Origin of the sequence: Pseudomonas fluorescens (assembly GCF_900636825.1) — a bacterium.
In the GTDB taxonomy this organism is placed as follows: domain Bacteria; phylum Pseudomonadota; class Gammaproteobacteria; order Pseudomonadales; family Pseudomonadaceae; genus Aquipseudomonas; species Aquipseudomonas fluorescens_BG.
Window position 1 is genome coordinate 4,833,057 of record NZ_LR134318.1, and the last position, 15,277, is coordinate 4,848,333.

The window sequence follows — 15,277 nt, forward strand, 5'->3', positions numbered from 1 at the left end:
AGCCTCAGATGTTGAAGCTTTCGCCGCAGCCACATTCACCGCGTACGTTGGGGTTGTTGAACTTGAAGCCTTCGTTCAACCCTTCCTTGACGAAATCGAGCTCGGTGCCGTCCAGGTAGGCCAGGCTTTTCGGGTCGATGATCACTTTTTCGCCGTGACTCTCGAACACCTGATCTTCCGCCACTACCTCGTCGACAAACTCCAGCACGTAGGCAAGGCCGGAACAGCCTGTGGTGCGAACACCCAGACGAATCCCTTCACCTTTGCCGCGCCCGTCGAGGGAGCGCCGCACGTGTCGAGCAGCCGCTTCTGTCATGCTGATAGCCATCGTTGACTCCTTACTCGTCGCCCAATCCAGAAAGTCAGATCAAGCCTTTCTTCTGCTTGTAATCGCGAACAGCTGCTTTGATTGCGTCTTCAGCCAGTACCGAGCAGTGAATTTTCACTGGTGGCAGGGCCAATTCTTCAGCCAGCTGGGTGTTCTTGATGGTTTCGGCTTCGTCCAGAGTCTTGCCCTTCATCCACTCAGTGGCGAGGGAGCTGGAAGCAATGGCCGAACCGCAACCGTAGGTCTTGAACTTGGCATCTTCGATGATGCCGGCGTCGTTGACCTTGATCTGCAGACGCATAACGTCGCCGCACGCCGGAGCGCCGACCATGCCGGTGCCGACATCAGGATCTTCCGCGTTCATCTTGCCGACGTTGCGCGGGTTTTCGTAGTGGTCGATGACCTTTTCGCTGTAAGCCATGATTCTCAATCCTCACTCATCAGGGCCGCTCTTGAGACCCTGCAACTGCGCTGCGTAAACCGCCGCGTTGTTACAGGATCTGTATCCGGCGGCTTCTATAGTTAGTGTGCCGCCCACTCGATTTTCGAGATATCGACGCCGTCTTTGTACATGTCCCACAGCGGCGAGAGAGCGCGCAGCTTGGTGACGGCCTCGCAGACTTTCTGCGCGGCGTAATCGATTTCTTCTTCGGTGGTGAAACGGCCGAAGGTGAAGCGAATCGAGCTGTGTGCCAGTTCGTCGTTGCGGCCCAGGGCGCGCAATACGTACGAAGGCTCCAGAGACGCCGAAGTGCAGGCCGAACCGGACGATACCGCCAGATCCTTGAGCGCCATGATCAGCGACTCGCCTTCAACGTAGTTGAAGCTCAGGTTCAGGTTGTGCGGAACGCGGGCGGTCAGGCTGCCGTTGACGTACAGCTCTTCCAAGTGCTCGACCTGATTGTAGAAACGGTCGCTCAAGGCTTTGATGCGGACGTTTTCAGCGGCCATGTCTTCTTTGGCCACACGGAACGCTTCGCCCATGCCGACGATCTGGTGGGTCGCCAGGGTGCCGGAACGCATGCCACGCTCGTGACCGCCGCCGTGCATGGTCGCTTCGATGCGCACACGCGGCTTGCGGCTGACGTACAGCGCGCCGATACCTTTAGGGCCATAAGTCTTGTGGGCGGAGAACGACATCATGTCGACTTTCAGCTTCTGCAGATCGATATCGACCTTGCCAGTCGACTGAGCGGCATCGACGTGGAACAGCACGCCTTTGGCGCGCAGCATCTCGCCGATGGCGGCGATGTCGTTGATGGTGCCGATTTCGTTGTTCACGTGCATCGCGGAAACCAGAATGGTGTCTTCGCGCAGCGCCGCTTCGATCATGGCCGGGGTGATCAGACCGTCGGTCTGCGGCTCGAGGTAGGTCACTTCGAAGCCTTCACGCTCCAGTTGGCGCATGGTGTCGAGGACAGCCTTGTGCTCAATCTTGGTGGTGATCAGGTGCTTGCCCTTGGAGGCATAGAAATGTGCCGCACCCTTGATTGCCAGGTTGTCGGATTCGGTGGCACCGGAAGTCCAGACGATTTCGCGCGGGTCGGCATTGACCAGATCGGCCACCTGACGACGGGCGTTTTCGACGGATTCTTCCGCTTTCCAGCCAAACACGTGGGAACGCGACGCCGGGTTACCGAAGTTTCCGTCGACCAGCAGGCATTCACTCATTTTTTGCGCAACACGCGGATCGACCGGGGTGGTTGCAGAGTAATCAAGGTAAATCGGCAATTTCATGGACTATCTCCTAAATCAGGGCTGGCGTACCGCTAGCTCTTCGGCTGTCATTCGACGGCGGACGCTTCAATCTTGTCCAGGCGTGGCGCCTTGCTGTTGCAACGGCGCTGGTCCTGACGCTGGGCTACTTCTTGCACCTCACGGCGAGTCACAAGGTCAGCCAAGCTGATACCACTTAGAAATTCGTGAATCTGCAGGCTCAAGTCGCACCACAGATGGTGGGTCAGGCAGGTGTCGCCGGAATGGCAATCGCCCTGGCCCTGGCACTTGGTGGCATCGACCGATTCGTTCACCGCATCGATCACCTGGGCGACCTGAATGCCCTGCATGTCGCGGGACAATTGGTAGCCGCCACCCGGACCGCGAACGCTGGAGACCAGGTTGCTGCGGCGCAACTTGGCAAACAGCTGCTCGAGGTAGGACAGGGAGATGCCTTGGCGCTCGGAGATATCGGCCAGAGACACCGGCCCGTGCTGCGCGTGCAACGCCAGGTCAAGCATGGCGGTCACGGCGTATCGGCCTTTTGTAGTCAGTCGCATGGACAGTTACCACGGAGTTCGGAATGGGCGGGAGTATGCAATTCCCGAGCATTTAAGTCAACTATAAGACCTAGTGCTTTAGTCGGGTTTACCCGCAAAAGAGCGCGCGAATAATAGCAGGGTCTGCGGCCTAATGGCACATCAGCTGCCGGGACGCCTTTGTAGGAGCTGCCGCAGGCTGCGATCTTTTGATCTTGAAGGCAAAATCAAAAGATCGCAGCCTGCGGCAGCTCCTACGCAGGGCTTAGCTGGCTTTGGATTCGTCTTTGCCTTTGACGCAGGCGAAGTCTTCTTCACGCAGCTCAGGCAGATCTTTCGCACAATAATTGCTGCCCAGATCCTTCAGCGCCCCGCACATGCCTTCCAGACGCCCGTCCACCGCCTGTAGATGGTCAAGCAACTGACCGATGGCGCGTGCCACCGGATCGGGCATGTCTTCGCTGACGCCGTAAGCATCAAAGCCGATTTTTTCGGCCATGGCTTTGCGCTTGGCATCCTGTTCTTCGTCGGACTTGACGATGATCCGCCCCGGGATGCCCACCACCGTGGCACCCGGTGGCACTTCTTTGGTGACCACGGCGTTGGAACCGACTTTGGCACCAGCGCCGACCGTAAACGGGCCGAGCACCTTGGCACCCGCGCCGACAACAACACCATCACCCAGCGTCGGGTGGCGCTTGCCCTTGTTCCAGCTGGTGCCACCGAGGGTCACACCCTGATAGATCGTGACGTCATCGCCTATCTCGGCGGTTTCACCGATGACAATGCCCATACCGTGGTCGATGAAGAAACGCCGACCCACCTTGGCCCCTGGATGAATCTCGATCCCGGTCAGCCAGCGACCGAAATTCGATACCAGCCGTGCCAGCCACTTCAGCTCGTTGCGCCAGAGCATGCCGGCCAGGCGATGAATCCAGATCGCATGCATGCCGGGATAGCAGGTCAGGACTTCAAAAGCGTTACGCGCCGCCGGGTCTCGATGGAATACGCTCTGGATATCTTCACGCAAACGCTCAAACATCATTTAGTCCTTCCGTTTCAGAAGCTCACCACGGGCCGCTTTTTGGGTTTCCGTGAGAATGCCACGCAAAATATTCATTTCCGCCCGGCTCACCGAACTGCGCCCGTACAACCGGCGCAGGCGCGCCATCAAGTGTCGGGGCTTTTCCGGATCGAGAAATTCGATGGCGACCAGTGTCTGCTCCAGATGCTCGTAGAAGCGCTCCAGTTCATCCATGGTCGCAAGCTCGGCGCTTTTCACCGATGCCACTTCTTCTTTCTCGATTTTGCTCGGCTGACCCTGTGCGGCCAGCCAAGCCATGCGCACTTCATAACTCAACACCTGCACCGCCGCCCCGAGATTCAGCGAACTGAAGGTCGGATCCGAGGGGATATGCACGTGAAAGTGACATCGCTGCAGCTCTTCATTGGTCAGGCCGGAATCTTCACGACCGAAGACCAAGGCGATTTCAGCGCCCTGCCCGGCCTCCTCCACCACTTTGCTGCCGCACTCACGCGGATCCAGCAGCGGCCAGGGAATCCGCCGATCACGGGCGCTGGTCCCCAGCACCAGATTGCAGCCGACCAACGCGTCTTCGAGGGTGGCGACGACTTGCGCGTTTTCAAGGATGTCACCGGCACCGGACGCACGGGCATCGGCTTCGTGATGCGGGAAGAGCCGCGGTTCGACCAGCACCAAGCGCGACAGACCCATGTTTTTCATGGCGCGCGCAGCCCCGCCGATATTGCCGGGGTGGCTGGTATTGACCAGGACGACACGAATGTTCTGCAACAAGGGAGGCGCTCTCGGACACGGGAAAGGGGGGCAAATCTTACAGAACAGCCTACCGTTAAGCTATGAAAGCGAACAGCGTCCTTCACCTGAAGAAAAGTTCTGATAGAATGCGCGGCTTTCTTTAACAACCTTAGGTGACACATCCATGCAGCCCATGCTGAATATCGCGCTGCGCGCCGCCCGCAGCGCCAGTGAACTGATCTTCCGCTCCATCGAGCGCCTGGATACCATCAAGGTCGACGAAAAAGACGCCAAGGATTACGTATCCGAGGTTGATCGCGCCGCTGAACAGAAAATCATCGACGCGCTGCGCAAGGCTTACCCGAACCACTCGATCCAGGGTGAAGAGACCGGCCTGCACGCCGGTACCGGCATCGAAGGCGAAGAGTACCTGTGGATCATCGATCCGCTGGACGGCACCACCAACTTCCTCCGTGGCATTCCTCACTTTGCTGTCAGCATCGCGTGCAAATATCGCGGTCGCCTGGAACACGCTGTTGTTCTGGATCCGGTTCGTCAGGAAGAATTCACCGCCAGCCGTGGTCGCGGCGCCCAACTCAACGGTCGTCGTCTGCGTGTCAGCGGTCGCACCAGCCTGGAAGGCGCCCTGCTGGGTACCGGCTTCCCGTTCCGTGACGACCAGATGGACAACCTCGACAACTATTTGGGCATGTTCCGCGCCCTGGTTGGTCAGACTGCCGGCATCCGCCGCGCCGGTTCGGCGAGCCTGGATCTGGCTTACGTTGCTGCCGGCCGTTTCGATGCATTCTGGGAGTCGGGCCTGTCCGAGTGGGACATGGCTGCAGGCGCCCTGCTGATTCAGGAAGCCGGCGGCCTGGTGAGCGACTTCACCGGCGGCCACGAATTTCTTGAGAAAGGCCACATCGTTGCCGGTAACACCAAATGCTTCAAGGCAGTGCTGACGGCGATCCAGCCGCACCTGCCGGCTTCGCTGAAGCGTTAATCCTACGGCGAAACGCAAAAAGCATCCTTCGGGGTGCTTTTTTTATGTCCGCATTTCACTGCCCCTGTAGGAGCTGCCGAAGGCTGCGATCTTTTGATCTTGTTCTTAAACGTTAAGATCAAGAGATCGCAGCCTTCGGCAGCTCCTACATTGGGATCGAGTTTTCTGGGGGCACAAAAAAAGCACCCCGCAGGGTGCTTCTTTTCAAAACCGTGGAGCCTTACTGACCCGGCTCATTCTGCGACAGGATCAGCTTGCCTTCCTTGTCGACCGGAATCTGGTTGCCCGGGTCACGATCCATGCGCACTTTGCCTTCCTTGCCATCGAGCGAGTAACGCACGTCATAACCGACGACCTTGTCACTGATGTCATTGACCGTGTTGCAGCGGGTTTGCGTGGTGGTGTAGGTGTCGCGATTCTGCATACCTTCCTGCACCTTGTTACCGGCATAACCGCCACCGACCGCGCCGGCGACCGTGGCAATCTTCTTGCCGGTGCCGCCGCCAACCTGATTACCCAACAAGCCACCGGCTACCGCGCCGATTGCAGTGCCAAGAATCTGATGCTGATCCTTGACCGGCGCCTGACGGGTCACCGCTACATCCTTGCACACTTCACGTGGAGTCTTGATCTGTGTCTTGACCGGCTCAACGGCTAATACTTGCGCATACTCAGGGCCGCTTTTAACCAGGCTGTAGGTGGCAACAGCACCCCCGGCTGTAACACCGACAGCACCCAATACCGCACCAACCAGCAACGACTTGTTCACATGAACCTCCTGACCATCACATGCGGGACGCGCCCGCGCTTCTCCCAGCCTTGGAGCATAAAAAAAGGCGCGAGTTCAACTCGCGCCTTTTCTGGGCTGACAGCCGGGAAATCGCTGGCCGTTACGGACGGTCGTCGATTTCCTTCTCGGTGTTGGCCGGAGGAATCAGATCCTCGGTGGTCAGGTTCAGCCAGATCAGCACCACGTTGGCGATGTAGATCGACGAGTAAGTACCCGCCAGCACGCCGATGAACAGCGCGATGGAGAAGCCGAACAGGTTGTCGCCACCAAAGAACAGCAGCGCCGCGATCGCCAGCAAAGTCGAAATCGACGTCGCCATGGTGCGCAGCAGAGTCTGCGTGGTCGAGATGTTGATGTTCTCGATCAGCGAAGCCTTGCGCAGTACACGGAAGTTCTCACGCACCCGGTCGAACACCACGATCGTGTCGTTCAGCGAATAACCGATGATCGCCAGTACCGCCGCCAACACTGTCAGGTCGAAGGTGATCTGGAAAAACGACAGGATACCGATGGTCACAATCACGTCGTGGATCAGCGAAACAATGGCGCCGACCGCGAATTTCCACTGAAAGCGGAAGGCCAGGTAGATCAGGATGCCACCCAGCGCCAGCAGCATGCCGAGGCCGCCCTGGTCGCGCAGTTCTTCACCGACCTGCGGCCCGACGAACTCGACGCGCTTGACCGTTGCCGGGTTGTCGCCGCCGACTTTCTGCAGCGCTTCCGCGACCTGATGGCCGAGCTGCGGATCTTCACCCGGCATACGCACCAGAAGGTCGGTAGTCGCGCCGAAGTTCTGCACGATAGCTTCGTGGTAACCCGAGGTCGCCAACTGCTCGCGGACCTTGGTGACATCGGCCGGACGCTCGTAGGTCAGCTCGATGAGCGTACCGCCGGTGAAGTCCAGGCCCCAGTTCATGCCTTTGGTGACGACGCTGAACATCGCCAGCAGCGTCAGGAAAACCGTGACGCCGAACGCGAAGTTGCGAACGCCCATGAAGTTGATTGTACGTAACATGGCAGCCCCTTAAATCCACAACTTCTTGAAGTCACGTCCGCCAAAGATCAGGTTGACCATTGCGCGGGTCACCATGATGGCCGTGAACATCGAGGTAAAGATCCCGAGGGACATGGTCACTGCGAAACCCTTCACCGGGCCGGTGCCCATGGCGAAGAGAATGCCGCCGACCAGCAAGGTGGTCAGGTTGGCATCGAGAATCGCGGTGAATGCCCGGCCGAAGCCTTCGTTGATTGCACGCTGCACGGTCATGCCTGCGGCGATCTCTTCACGAATCCGCGAGAAGATCAGCACGTTGGCGTCGACCGCCATACCCATCGTCAAGACGATACCAGCGATACCCGGCAGGGTCAGCGTCGCCCCCAGCAGCGACATCAGCGCCAGCAGCAGCACCATGTTCACCGCCAGCGCGACGGTGGCGATGACGCCGAAGAAGCGGTAGATAGCGATGATGAACAGCGACACGAACAGCATGCCCCAGAGCGACGCATCGATACCTTTGGTGATGTTGTCAGCACCCAGGCTCGGACCGATTGTGCGCTCTTCGGCGAAGTACATCGGCGCCGCCAGACCACCGGCACGCAGCAGCAGCGCCAGTTCGGACGATTCGCCCTGACCGTTCAGGCCGGTGATACGGAACTGCGCACCCAGCGGCGACTGAATGGTCGCCAGGCTGATGATCTTCTTCTCTTCCTTGAACGTCTGCACCGGCACGTCTTTCTCGACGCCATTGACCACTTGCTTGGTGTAAGTGGTGACCGGACGCTGCTCGATGAAAATCACCGCCATGCTGCGGCCAACGTTCGAACGGGTTGCGCGGCTCATCAGCTCGCCACCGTGGCCATCCAGACGGATGTTCACTTCAGGCGTGCCGTGTTCGCCGAAACCGGCCTTGGCGTCGGTAACCTGGTCACCGGTGATGATCAGGCCACGCTCGATCTGTGCGGCCGGACGATTGCCTTCACGGAATTCGAATGTCTCGGAAGTGGCTTTCGAAGCGCCCGGCTCTGCAGCCAGACGGAACTCCAGGTTCGCCGTCTTGCCCAGAATACGCTTGGCTTCGGCAGTGTCCTGCACGCCTGGCAGCTCAACCACGATGCGGTTGGCGCCCTGACGCTGAACGATCGGTTCGGCAACACCCAGTTCGTTGACGCGGTTACGTACCGTGGTCAAGTTCTGCTTGATGGAGTATTCACGGATTTCCGCCAGCTTGGCCGGGGTCATCGCCAGACGCAGCACCGGTTGACCGTTCAGGTCGGCCGGAACAATGTCGAAATCGTTGAAGTTCTTGCGGATCAGCGCACGAGCCTGTTCGCGGGAATCTTCATCGCTGAAGCCCAGCTGAATGGCACCGCCCAGTTGCGGCAGGCTGCGATAGCGCAGCTTCTCTTTGCGCAGCAGGCTCTTGACGTCGCCTTCGTAGACTTTCAGACGTGCATCAAGGGCTTTGTCCATGTCCACTTCGAGCAGGAAGTGCACACCACCGGACAAGTCCAGACCCAGCTTCATCGGGTGCGCGCCGAGGTTACGCAGCCATTGCGGGGTTGTCTGTGCCAGGTTCAATGCGACGACGTAGTCATCACCCAACGCCTTGCGCACAACGTCTTTGGCCGGCAGTTGATCTTCAGCCTTGGTCAGACGGATCAGGCCGCCCTTGCCGTTGGCCGCCAGCGTCGCAGCCTTGACGTTGATCCCGGATTCCTTGAGCGCCGTGCTCACACGATCCAGATCAGCCTGATTGACCTGCAGCGCAGTGCTTGCGCCGCTGACTTGAATAGCCGGGTCATCAGGATAGAGATTGGGAGCGGAATAAATCAGACCGACCGCCAGCACCGCCAGGATCAGAATGTATTTCCACAGAGGATATTTGTTCAGCATCACGCCGCCCGTTATGACGCGGGGCGCCTTGCGCGCCCCGTCGATTGAGTAGAAGTTGTTGCTCTTAGATCGCTTTCAGCGTGCCTTTTGGCAGCGTGGCGGCGATGGCGCCTTTCTGGAACTTCATTTCGACGGTGTCGGACACTTCCAGAACCACGAAGTCATCGGCCACTTTGGTGATCTTGCCGGCGATGCCGCCAGTGGTCACAACTTCGTCGCCTTTCTGCAGGCTGCTCAGCAGGTTCTTCTGCTCTTTGGCGCGCTTGGCCTGTGGACGCCAGATCATCAGATAGAAGATGACCAGGAAGCCGACCAGGAAAATCCACTCGAAGCCGCCGCCCATAGGGCCTGCAGCAGCCGGTGCAGCTGCGTCAGCCATGGCGTTAGAGATAAAAAAGCTCATTTAGCACTCCAGTTGCAAATGTTGAATCTTGGGGTCAGAAAACTCAGTCCAAAGGCGGGACGGGAAGTCCGCGTTTGGCGTAGAAGGCATCGACAAAGGCGGCCAATGTACCCTGTTGAATAGCCTCGCGCAAACCAGCCATCAGCACCTGATAATGGCGCAAGTTATGGATGGTATTGAGCATGCTGCCGAGCATTTCGCCGCACTTGTCCAGGTGATGCAGATAAGCACGCGAGAAGTTCTGGCAGGTATAGCAATCGCAGGTCGGATCCAGCGGCGATTCATCATGGCGATGGAACGCGTTACGGATCTTCAGCACGCCTGTATCAATGAACAGATGCCCATTGCGGGCATTACGGGTTGGCATCACGCAATCGAACATGTCCACACCGCGGCGCACACCCTCAACCAGATCTTCCGGTTTGCCAACGCCCATAAGGTAACGAGGTTTGTCAGCCGGCATCATGCCCGGCAGATAATCCAGTACTTTGATCATTTCGTGCTTCGGTTCGCCGACCGACAGACCGCCGATGGCCAGGCCATCGAAGCCGATCTTGTCGAGGCCTTCGAGCGAGCGCATGCGCAGATCCTGGTGCATGCCGCCCTGAACGATACCGAACAGTGCTGCGGTATTTTCACCGTGGGCATTTTTCGAACGCTGCGCCCAGCGCAACGACAGCTCCATGGAAATACGCGCCACGTCCTCATCGGCCGGGTACGGCGTGCATTCGTCGAAGATCATCACGATGTCGGAGCCGAGATCGCGCTGCACCTGCATCGACTCTTCCGGGCCCATGAACACTTTGGCGCCGTCGACCGGAGAGGCGAAGGTCACGCCCTCCTCCTTGATCTTGCGCATGGCGCCAAGGCTGAACACCTGGAAGCCGCCGGAGTCGGTCAGGATCGGGCCTTTCCACTGCATGAAATCGTGCAGGTCGCCGTGTTCCTTGATCACTTGCGTGCCGGGACGCAGCCACAGGTGGAAGGTGTTGCCCAGAATGATTTCCGCGCCGGTGGCGACGATGTCGCGCGGCAGCATGCCCTTGACCGTGCCGTAAGTGCCGACCGGCATGAACGCCGGGGTCTCGACGGTGCCACGGGGAAAGGTCAGGCGACCACGGCGAGCCTTGCCATCGGTGGCCAGCAGCTCAAAGGACATTCGACATTCGCGACTCATTCTGTTTCCTCTGGGCCTGTTTGTTCAGGGGCAGTTGGAGCGGGATTGCGGGTGATAAACATCGCATCACCGTAGCTGAAAAAGCGGTAACCGTTGTCGACGGCGGCCTTGTAGGCGGCCATGGTTTCGGGATAACCGGCAAACGCGGAAACCAGCATCAACAGTGTGGATTCCGGCAAATGGAAATTGGTCACCAGCGCATCGACCACGTGAAACGGTCGGCCCGGATAGATAAAGATGTCGGTGTCGCCACTGAACGGCTTGAGCACGCCATCGCGCGCCGCGCTCTCCAGCGAACGCACGCTGGTGGTGCCGACCGCAATCACTCGCCCGCCACGCGCACGGCACGCAGCGACCGCGTCGACCACATCCTGGCCGACCTCCAGCCACTCGCTGTGCATGTGGTGATCTTCAATCTTGTCGACGCGCACCGGCTGGAACGTCCCCGCGCCCACGTGCAACGTGACAAACGCAGTCTCGACGCCCTTGGCGGCAATCGCCTGCATCAGCGGCTCATCGAAATGCAGCCCCGCCGTCGGCGCCGCCACCGCGCCCAGACGCTGGGCGTACACGGTCTGATAACGCTCGCGATCCGAGCCCTCATCCGGCCGGTCTATATAAGGAGGCAGCGGCATGTGCCCGACGCGATCCAGCAGCGGCAACACTTCTTCAGCGAAGCCCAGCTCAAACAACGCATCGTGACGCGCGAGCATCTCGGCTTCGCCACCGCCGTCGATAAGAATCTTCGAACCCGGCTTGGGCGACTTGCTCGAACGCACATGGGCCAGTACGCGGTGCGTATCGAGCACCCGCTCGATGAGGATTTCCAGCTTGCCGCCCGAGGCTTTCTGCCCGAACAGCCGCGCCGGAATCACCCGGGTATTGTTGAACACCATCAAATCGCCCGGACGCAAATGCTCGAGCAAATCAGTGAATTGACGGTGTGCAAGGGCGCCGCTCGGCCCATCAAGGGTCAGCAGGCGACTACCGCGACGCTCGGCCAAAGGGTGGCGAGCGATCAGCGAATCAGGGAGCTCAAAAGTAAAGTCAGCAACGCGCATGATGGGGTTCGTCTAGCAGGGCCGGAAAGTCTAGCGGAAATATCGAAAATTGACCATGAAACGTGATTGACCAACGGTAATGACCTCTCTATACTTCGCCGCCATTGAGCCCTGATGGCGGAATTGGTAGACGCGGCGGATTCAAAATCCGTTTTCGAAAGGAGTGGGAGTTCGAGTCTCCCTCGGGGCACCAAAATTAAGAAAGGTCTTGCTTAGCAAGGCCTTTTTTTTCGTCTGGAGGAAGGTGGTTAGTGCAACACTGATTATTAACCCCCCGTACTAGCTGGGGAGGAGTTGATGCAGGAGTCACTGCATCGCATACACCTAGGATGCTGTTTCCCCCCACTCGCCATCCTCATAGCCTAGAGGCTATTTCCTTCCACATGTAGTCATAGTTGTATTCCAACCAACGTACCAACAATCTGTCGTACAGCCTACGAAACCAATTGCGCCGTCGCGCCGCGAGCCTTTCCTCTATTTCAACCCTGAGCCAATTCGGGTCGAATCCAGTCCACACAGTGGGCAGGACTGCCGCAATGTTCGTGAAGCACACTGGCGCTACTTCTGAATAAAAAATCTCGTGGAGGACCGTGGGATCTACACCTTTGAGTTGACGAGCGACGTAGTCGTAATCAGTGGGAAAATGGTTGAAAGGCTCAGAAAGTGCGGCTCTGACGTTTGTCAGTTGTGGTTCAGTCAGAAGATGTCCCAATGGGAAAACTCCTCCAGTTCTTCATCCAGCGAGTCCGCGACCAGTCCTCCAGCAACTCCGCCGGCAACAGATCCGACCAAGACCACCGCGATTGCGCATATAGGAGCGCCGGGCCCACACAATGCGATGACTCCTGCGCCAGCGAGGAGGCCGCCTGCGGCGCCGCCACCCACGATGATCCCTTGCCGAGCCGCCTCTTTAGGTTTGTTATCAGCTTCCAGGATTTGATACGTCGCCAAGGCGGCGGTCACGAGAACGCCAAGCTTGCCCATGATCACCATTTTTTTGGTGTCCTTGGTGAATTTGGCATCATCCCGACCGGCAGCTTCCAGAATGGTGTAATGAACCTTTTGCTGCTCTGCCGCTGAAAGGGTCTCGTAACTTTTTTGAAGAGATCATTTGAGTAACGATCCAGCAACCACTTCAGCGTCCTGCCATCCTGCTTCTTTCTTTGAACAACCGCCAAGCCCTGCGCAGACGTCAATTTGCGATGTTCCATTAAGATTTTGTTTCGCATCTCATGACTGAACGCCACCCCTTCTTGGGCTGTAATCCTTCCCGCCTTAACATCCTCTATCGTTTGTAGAGACATGCGTTTGATATTTCTGAGATAGCTTGCCCTGATTTTTTCATCAGAGATCGCATCCAGTGAAAATCTCAGCGCAGTGCCCTCCATCAGCTCTAACGCCCTATCGAGTGGCGAGTCTTGCAGAGCGTGCTCGCGCTGGACAACGTAGCTGCCTGTCACAATGTACGGCTCGGTCATAGGATGGTCCTTATCCCAATATTTTGCTCAAAAGGCTTTCAGTGATAGACGAGCTTTCTGCGGGCTGTTCTTCCTCGAATTTGAGCATCAAGCAGGTCTTGCCGGATGGATTTGCGAATTTAACCAAGTTGTCCTTGTTGAAGACGCCCGGTAGTGATGAACCATCATCAAAGTGGGCGACACAAGACAGTCCCTCATAGCTTTCCTCAGCAGGAATTCTGAAGCCAATCCATCTGGCTTGTCCGATTAAAGGTTCCGGTGGAACAAAGTCGCAGGGGGTGTGCGTATCGCCAATGATGATTGTGCTCGACCCACCTATTACGATGCTGCCGTGCGTACCGCCCGTGTTGATCGTGGCAGCATTTTTGCCATTTATGAAAACTGTTGAGGAAAGCCCCGAAGAGAGCGCACTGCCGCAGGTACATGAATCACCTTGGCGAGCTGCGGGCAAACCATCGAAATACACGTCAGGTGAACCAGTCGCGATGGGGTTCGTTCCGTGCCCAGGAACAGGACAACTGGAGGGATCGCTCTTACGAGCGGCTGGGTTAGCCATGGATGACCCCTGTCAAAAAAATCCTTTTCGAAAGGTAAACCTATCACGAAATTCAGCCTGAACGGCCGCACCCAATCATTCAAAATAATGCTTGATCATCGAACCCGCCGATTTGATGCTCCGATTAACGAGGTTGGTATTTCGCTGGCGTTTTGCACCTCGGCAGAAAATCAGATTTCAGACTCGGATGCGTTTCCAGCCTGCCCTCTAACGCCAAACATCTGCTCAGCAATCTCCCGCCCTCGCTCCAACCCTTCCTTCGTCAGCCATATCGACTTGTTGCTGTTCACCGGATTACTGATCAAACGCTGCTCGTGCAAACGCTTCATGATTTCGAAGTCATATCCCTTCCACGCATTGCCGTCGTCGGAGCTATAGGCTGCCAGGAGAGCAAGGACCGCGTCGTCGATCACTTTCATGTCGTATTCCATGATGGTCACTCCGCTGATGTTTAGTCTTTGTAATCAAAGCGTCGTATTAAAGTGGATGTCAATGCTGCGCGAGCTTGTGGGTTTAGATGCCCGATTGCTCGTTGCCCCGAATGCGATCCCCGCCCGTATAATCCCGCACGCACGCCGGAGCTCCACTGGCATATCGCGCATTGGTTCAAGCCCTCCACTTCACTGACAGACATCCCCATGCAAACCACACTGGAAACCATCGCCCTCTTCTCCCTGAAACTCGCCTACGAAGAAGAGGGCCTTAGCCCGATTCTGCGCGATGACATGGTCATGGGCGATTACCAGAAAGACGTGTTCGAGCTGTTGGTGAAGCGCGGCGATGTCGAGTCCATTCAGTTCAAGATGAACGAATGCCTGAGCCTGGCGCTGGATGCGCTGGGTGGGGTCGAGAAGCCGTTGGGGCGGGAGTTGCATAATCTGTCGGCAGATTTGCGGCAGGCGCAATCGATGGAGCAACTGGGTCAGCCGCTCAGCGCGATCAAGGGTTATCTGCGCGACATTCTGTGAATGCCGCGCGATGGTCTCTTACAGCAGATGTTTGGAGATGTACCTGGAAATCTCCACCATCGACGTCTTTCCAGTGAATTCGAACTTCACTTTCCCCAAGGACGAAAAGTAAATCTCCAGCTCCGAATCGAGATCGAACGTGCCCGAGGTTTCCACGGAATAGGCGACGATGTTTTTGTATGGCAGTGAAGTGAAGTCCTTCTTGCTGCCGGTGATGCCCTGGACGTTGACCGCGATGATGCGTTTGTTGGTGAACACCACGCCATCGCGCATCGCTTTGTAGGAATCGATCACCTCCTCGCCTTCAAGGAGCAGCGCGGTGACACGTTCGGCGTACTCGTTGTTCTGCTTGAGTTTGAAGAAGCCTTTGTTGTTGAAGTCGATCATCTGTCCATCCTCTGGTTGAAGAAAAATCCTGCGGGTTACTTCCGTACTTTCAGCATTGAAATGTCAACCGGAAATCCATCCGGCCTTGTGCGCTTTTTTGCTATCTTGCCGTCCATCGTAAGCGTTGGCAGATTTTGCAGGGTTAAGGAAAGGATCGAATGGACTTTTTGCGGTTACTGGTTTTCTTCGCGGCTTGGGGTT

Annotated in this window: 18 protein-coding genes, 1 tRNA gene and 1 pseudogene; 3 read left to right on the top strand and 17 right to left on the bottom strand. The window is 57.5% G+C overall.

Features of this window, described 5'->3' with window-relative positions:
* Window positions 1–4: 4 nt before the first annotated feature.
* The 6 genes from iscA to trmJ all read right to left on the bottom strand — a co-directional run bounded on the left by iscA (window position 5) and on the right by trmJ (window position 4,399).
* The gene (gene iscA / locus EL257_RS21875; RefSeq protein ID WP_003227904.1) at window positions 5–328 is read right to left on the bottom strand and encodes an iron-sulfur cluster assembly protein IscA; all 324 of its coding nucleotides are present in this window, start codon (window positions 326–328) and stop codon (window positions 5–7) included.
* Between the two features lie 34 nt (window positions 329–362).
* Entirely contained in the window at window positions 363–749 is a 387-nt protein-coding gene (iscU, locus tag EL257_RS21880) for a Fe-S cluster assembly scaffold IscU (RefSeq protein ID WP_007916892.1), read from the bottom strand.
* Window positions 750–850: 101 nt separating this feature from the next.
* Entirely contained in the window at window positions 851–2,065 is a 1,215-nt protein-coding gene (locus EL257_RS21885; protein ID WP_126366136.1) for an IscS subfamily cysteine desulfurase, read from the bottom strand.
* A gap of 47 nt (window positions 2,066–2,112) precedes the next feature.
* A complete protein-coding gene (iscR, locus tag EL257_RS21890) occupies window positions 2,113–2,604 on the bottom strand; it encodes a Fe-S cluster assembly transcriptional regulator IscR (protein ID WP_003227911.1) in 492 nt (163 codons plus the stop codon).
* Window positions 2,605–2,848: 244 nt separating this feature from the next.
* Complete coding sequence (gene cysE, locus EL257_RS21895) at window positions 2,849–3,625, bottom strand: serine O-acetyltransferase (RefSeq protein ID WP_007916901.1); 777 nt, start codon at window positions 3,623–3,625, stop codon at window positions 2,849–2,851.
* Between the two features lie 3 nt (window positions 3,626–3,628).
* A complete protein-coding gene (gene trmJ, locus EL257_RS21900) occupies window positions 3,629–4,399 on the bottom strand; it encodes a tRNA (cytosine(32)/uridine(32)-2'-O)-methyltransferase TrmJ (RefSeq protein ID WP_126366138.1) in 771 nt (256 codons plus the stop codon).
* Between the two features lie 145 nt (window positions 4,400–4,544).
* Here trmJ and suhB point away from each other — a divergent pair, with 145 nt between their 5' ends.
* Entirely contained in the window at window positions 4,545–5,363 is an 819-nt protein-coding gene (suhB, locus tag EL257_RS21905; RefSeq protein WP_126366140.1) for an inositol-phosphate phosphatase, read from the top strand.
* Between the two features lie 220 nt (window positions 5,364–5,583).
* Here suhB and EL257_RS21910 read toward each other — a convergent pair whose 3' ends face one another.
* The 6 genes from EL257_RS21910 to queA form a co-directional block, all read right to left on the bottom strand.
* On the bottom strand, window positions 5,584–6,132 hold the full coding sequence (locus EL257_RS21910) for a glycine zipper 2TM domain-containing protein (protein ID WP_008084667.1): 549 nt from the start codon (window positions 6,130–6,132) through the stop codon (window positions 5,584–5,586).
* 121 nt (window positions 6,133–6,253) lie between these two features.
* The gene (gene secF, locus EL257_RS21915; RefSeq protein WP_126366142.1) at window positions 6,254–7,168 is read right to left on the bottom strand and encodes a protein translocase subunit SecF; all 915 of its coding nucleotides are present in this window, start codon (window positions 7,166–7,168) and stop codon (window positions 6,254–6,256) included.
* Between the two features lie 9 nt (window positions 7,169–7,177).
* The gene (secD, locus tag EL257_RS21920) at window positions 7,178–9,046 is read right to left on the bottom strand and encodes a protein translocase subunit SecD (RefSeq protein WP_126366144.1); all 1,869 of its coding nucleotides are present in this window, start codon (window positions 9,044–9,046) and stop codon (window positions 7,178–7,180) included.
* Window positions 9,047–9,110: 64 nt separating this feature from the next.
* A complete protein-coding gene (yajC, locus tag EL257_RS21925) occupies window positions 9,111–9,449 on the bottom strand; it encodes a preprotein translocase subunit YajC (RefSeq protein ID WP_007916913.1) in 339 nt (112 codons plus the stop codon).
* A 43-nt stretch (window positions 9,450–9,492) separates the two neighbouring features.
* Complete coding sequence (gene tgt, locus EL257_RS21930) at window positions 9,493–10,608, bottom strand: tRNA guanosine(34) transglycosylase Tgt (RefSeq protein ID WP_162130783.1); 1,116 nt, start codon at window positions 10,606–10,608, stop codon at window positions 9,493–9,495.
* Window positions 10,609–10,622: 14 nt separating this feature from the next.
* Window positions 10,623–11,687 (bottom strand): tRNA preQ1(34) S-adenosylmethionine ribosyltransferase-isomerase QueA, encoded by a 1,065-nt coding sequence (gene queA / locus EL257_RS21935; protein WP_126366146.1) that lies wholly within the window; start codon window positions 11,685–11,687, stop codon window positions 10,623–10,625.
* A gap of 108 nt (window positions 11,688–11,795) precedes the next feature.
* Between queA and EL257_RS21940 the strand changes: the two genes are divergently transcribed.
* Window positions 11,796–11,880: transfer RNA gene (locus EL257_RS21940), tRNA-Leu, on the top strand.
* 162 nt (window positions 11,881–12,042) lie between these two features.
* Here EL257_RS21940 and EL257_RS28145 read toward each other — a convergent pair.
* The 4 genes and pseudogenes from EL257_RS28145 to EL257_RS21960 form a co-directional block, all read right to left on the bottom strand.
* Window positions 12,043–12,399, bottom strand: coding sequence for a DUF7079 family protein (locus EL257_RS28145; protein WP_126366148.1), 357 nt, complete (start codon window positions 12,397–12,399; stop codon window positions 12,043–12,045).
* Window positions 12,384–13,165: pseudogene (locus EL257_RS21950) on the bottom strand (hypothetical protein). Before EL257_RS21950 ends, EL257_RS28145 begins: the two are co-directional and overlap by 16 nt.
* Before the next feature lie 10 nt (window positions 13,166–13,175).
* Complete coding sequence (locus EL257_RS21955) at window positions 13,176–13,721, bottom strand: PAAR domain-containing protein (RefSeq protein WP_126366150.1); 546 nt, start codon at window positions 13,719–13,721, stop codon at window positions 13,176–13,178.
* Window positions 13,722–13,891: 170 nt separating this feature from the next.
* Window positions 13,892–14,152, bottom strand: coding sequence for a DUF6429 family protein (locus EL257_RS21960; protein ID WP_126366152.1), 261 nt, complete (start codon window positions 14,150–14,152; stop codon window positions 13,892–13,894).
* Between the two features lie 207 nt (window positions 14,153–14,359).
* Here EL257_RS21960 and EL257_RS21965 point away from each other — a divergent pair, with 207 nt between their 5' ends.
* A complete protein-coding gene (locus EL257_RS21965) occupies window positions 14,360–14,689 on the top strand; it encodes a hypothetical protein (protein WP_126366154.1) in 330 nt (109 codons plus the stop codon).
* 18 nt (window positions 14,690–14,707) lie between these two features.
* Here EL257_RS21965 and EL257_RS21970 read toward each other — a convergent pair whose 3' ends face one another.
* Window positions 14,708–15,076, bottom strand: a complete 369-nt coding sequence (locus EL257_RS21970) for a PH domain-containing protein (RefSeq protein ID WP_126366156.1) — start codon at window positions 15,074–15,076, stop codon at window positions 14,708–14,710.
* Window positions 15,077–15,277: the final 201 nt, after the last annotated feature.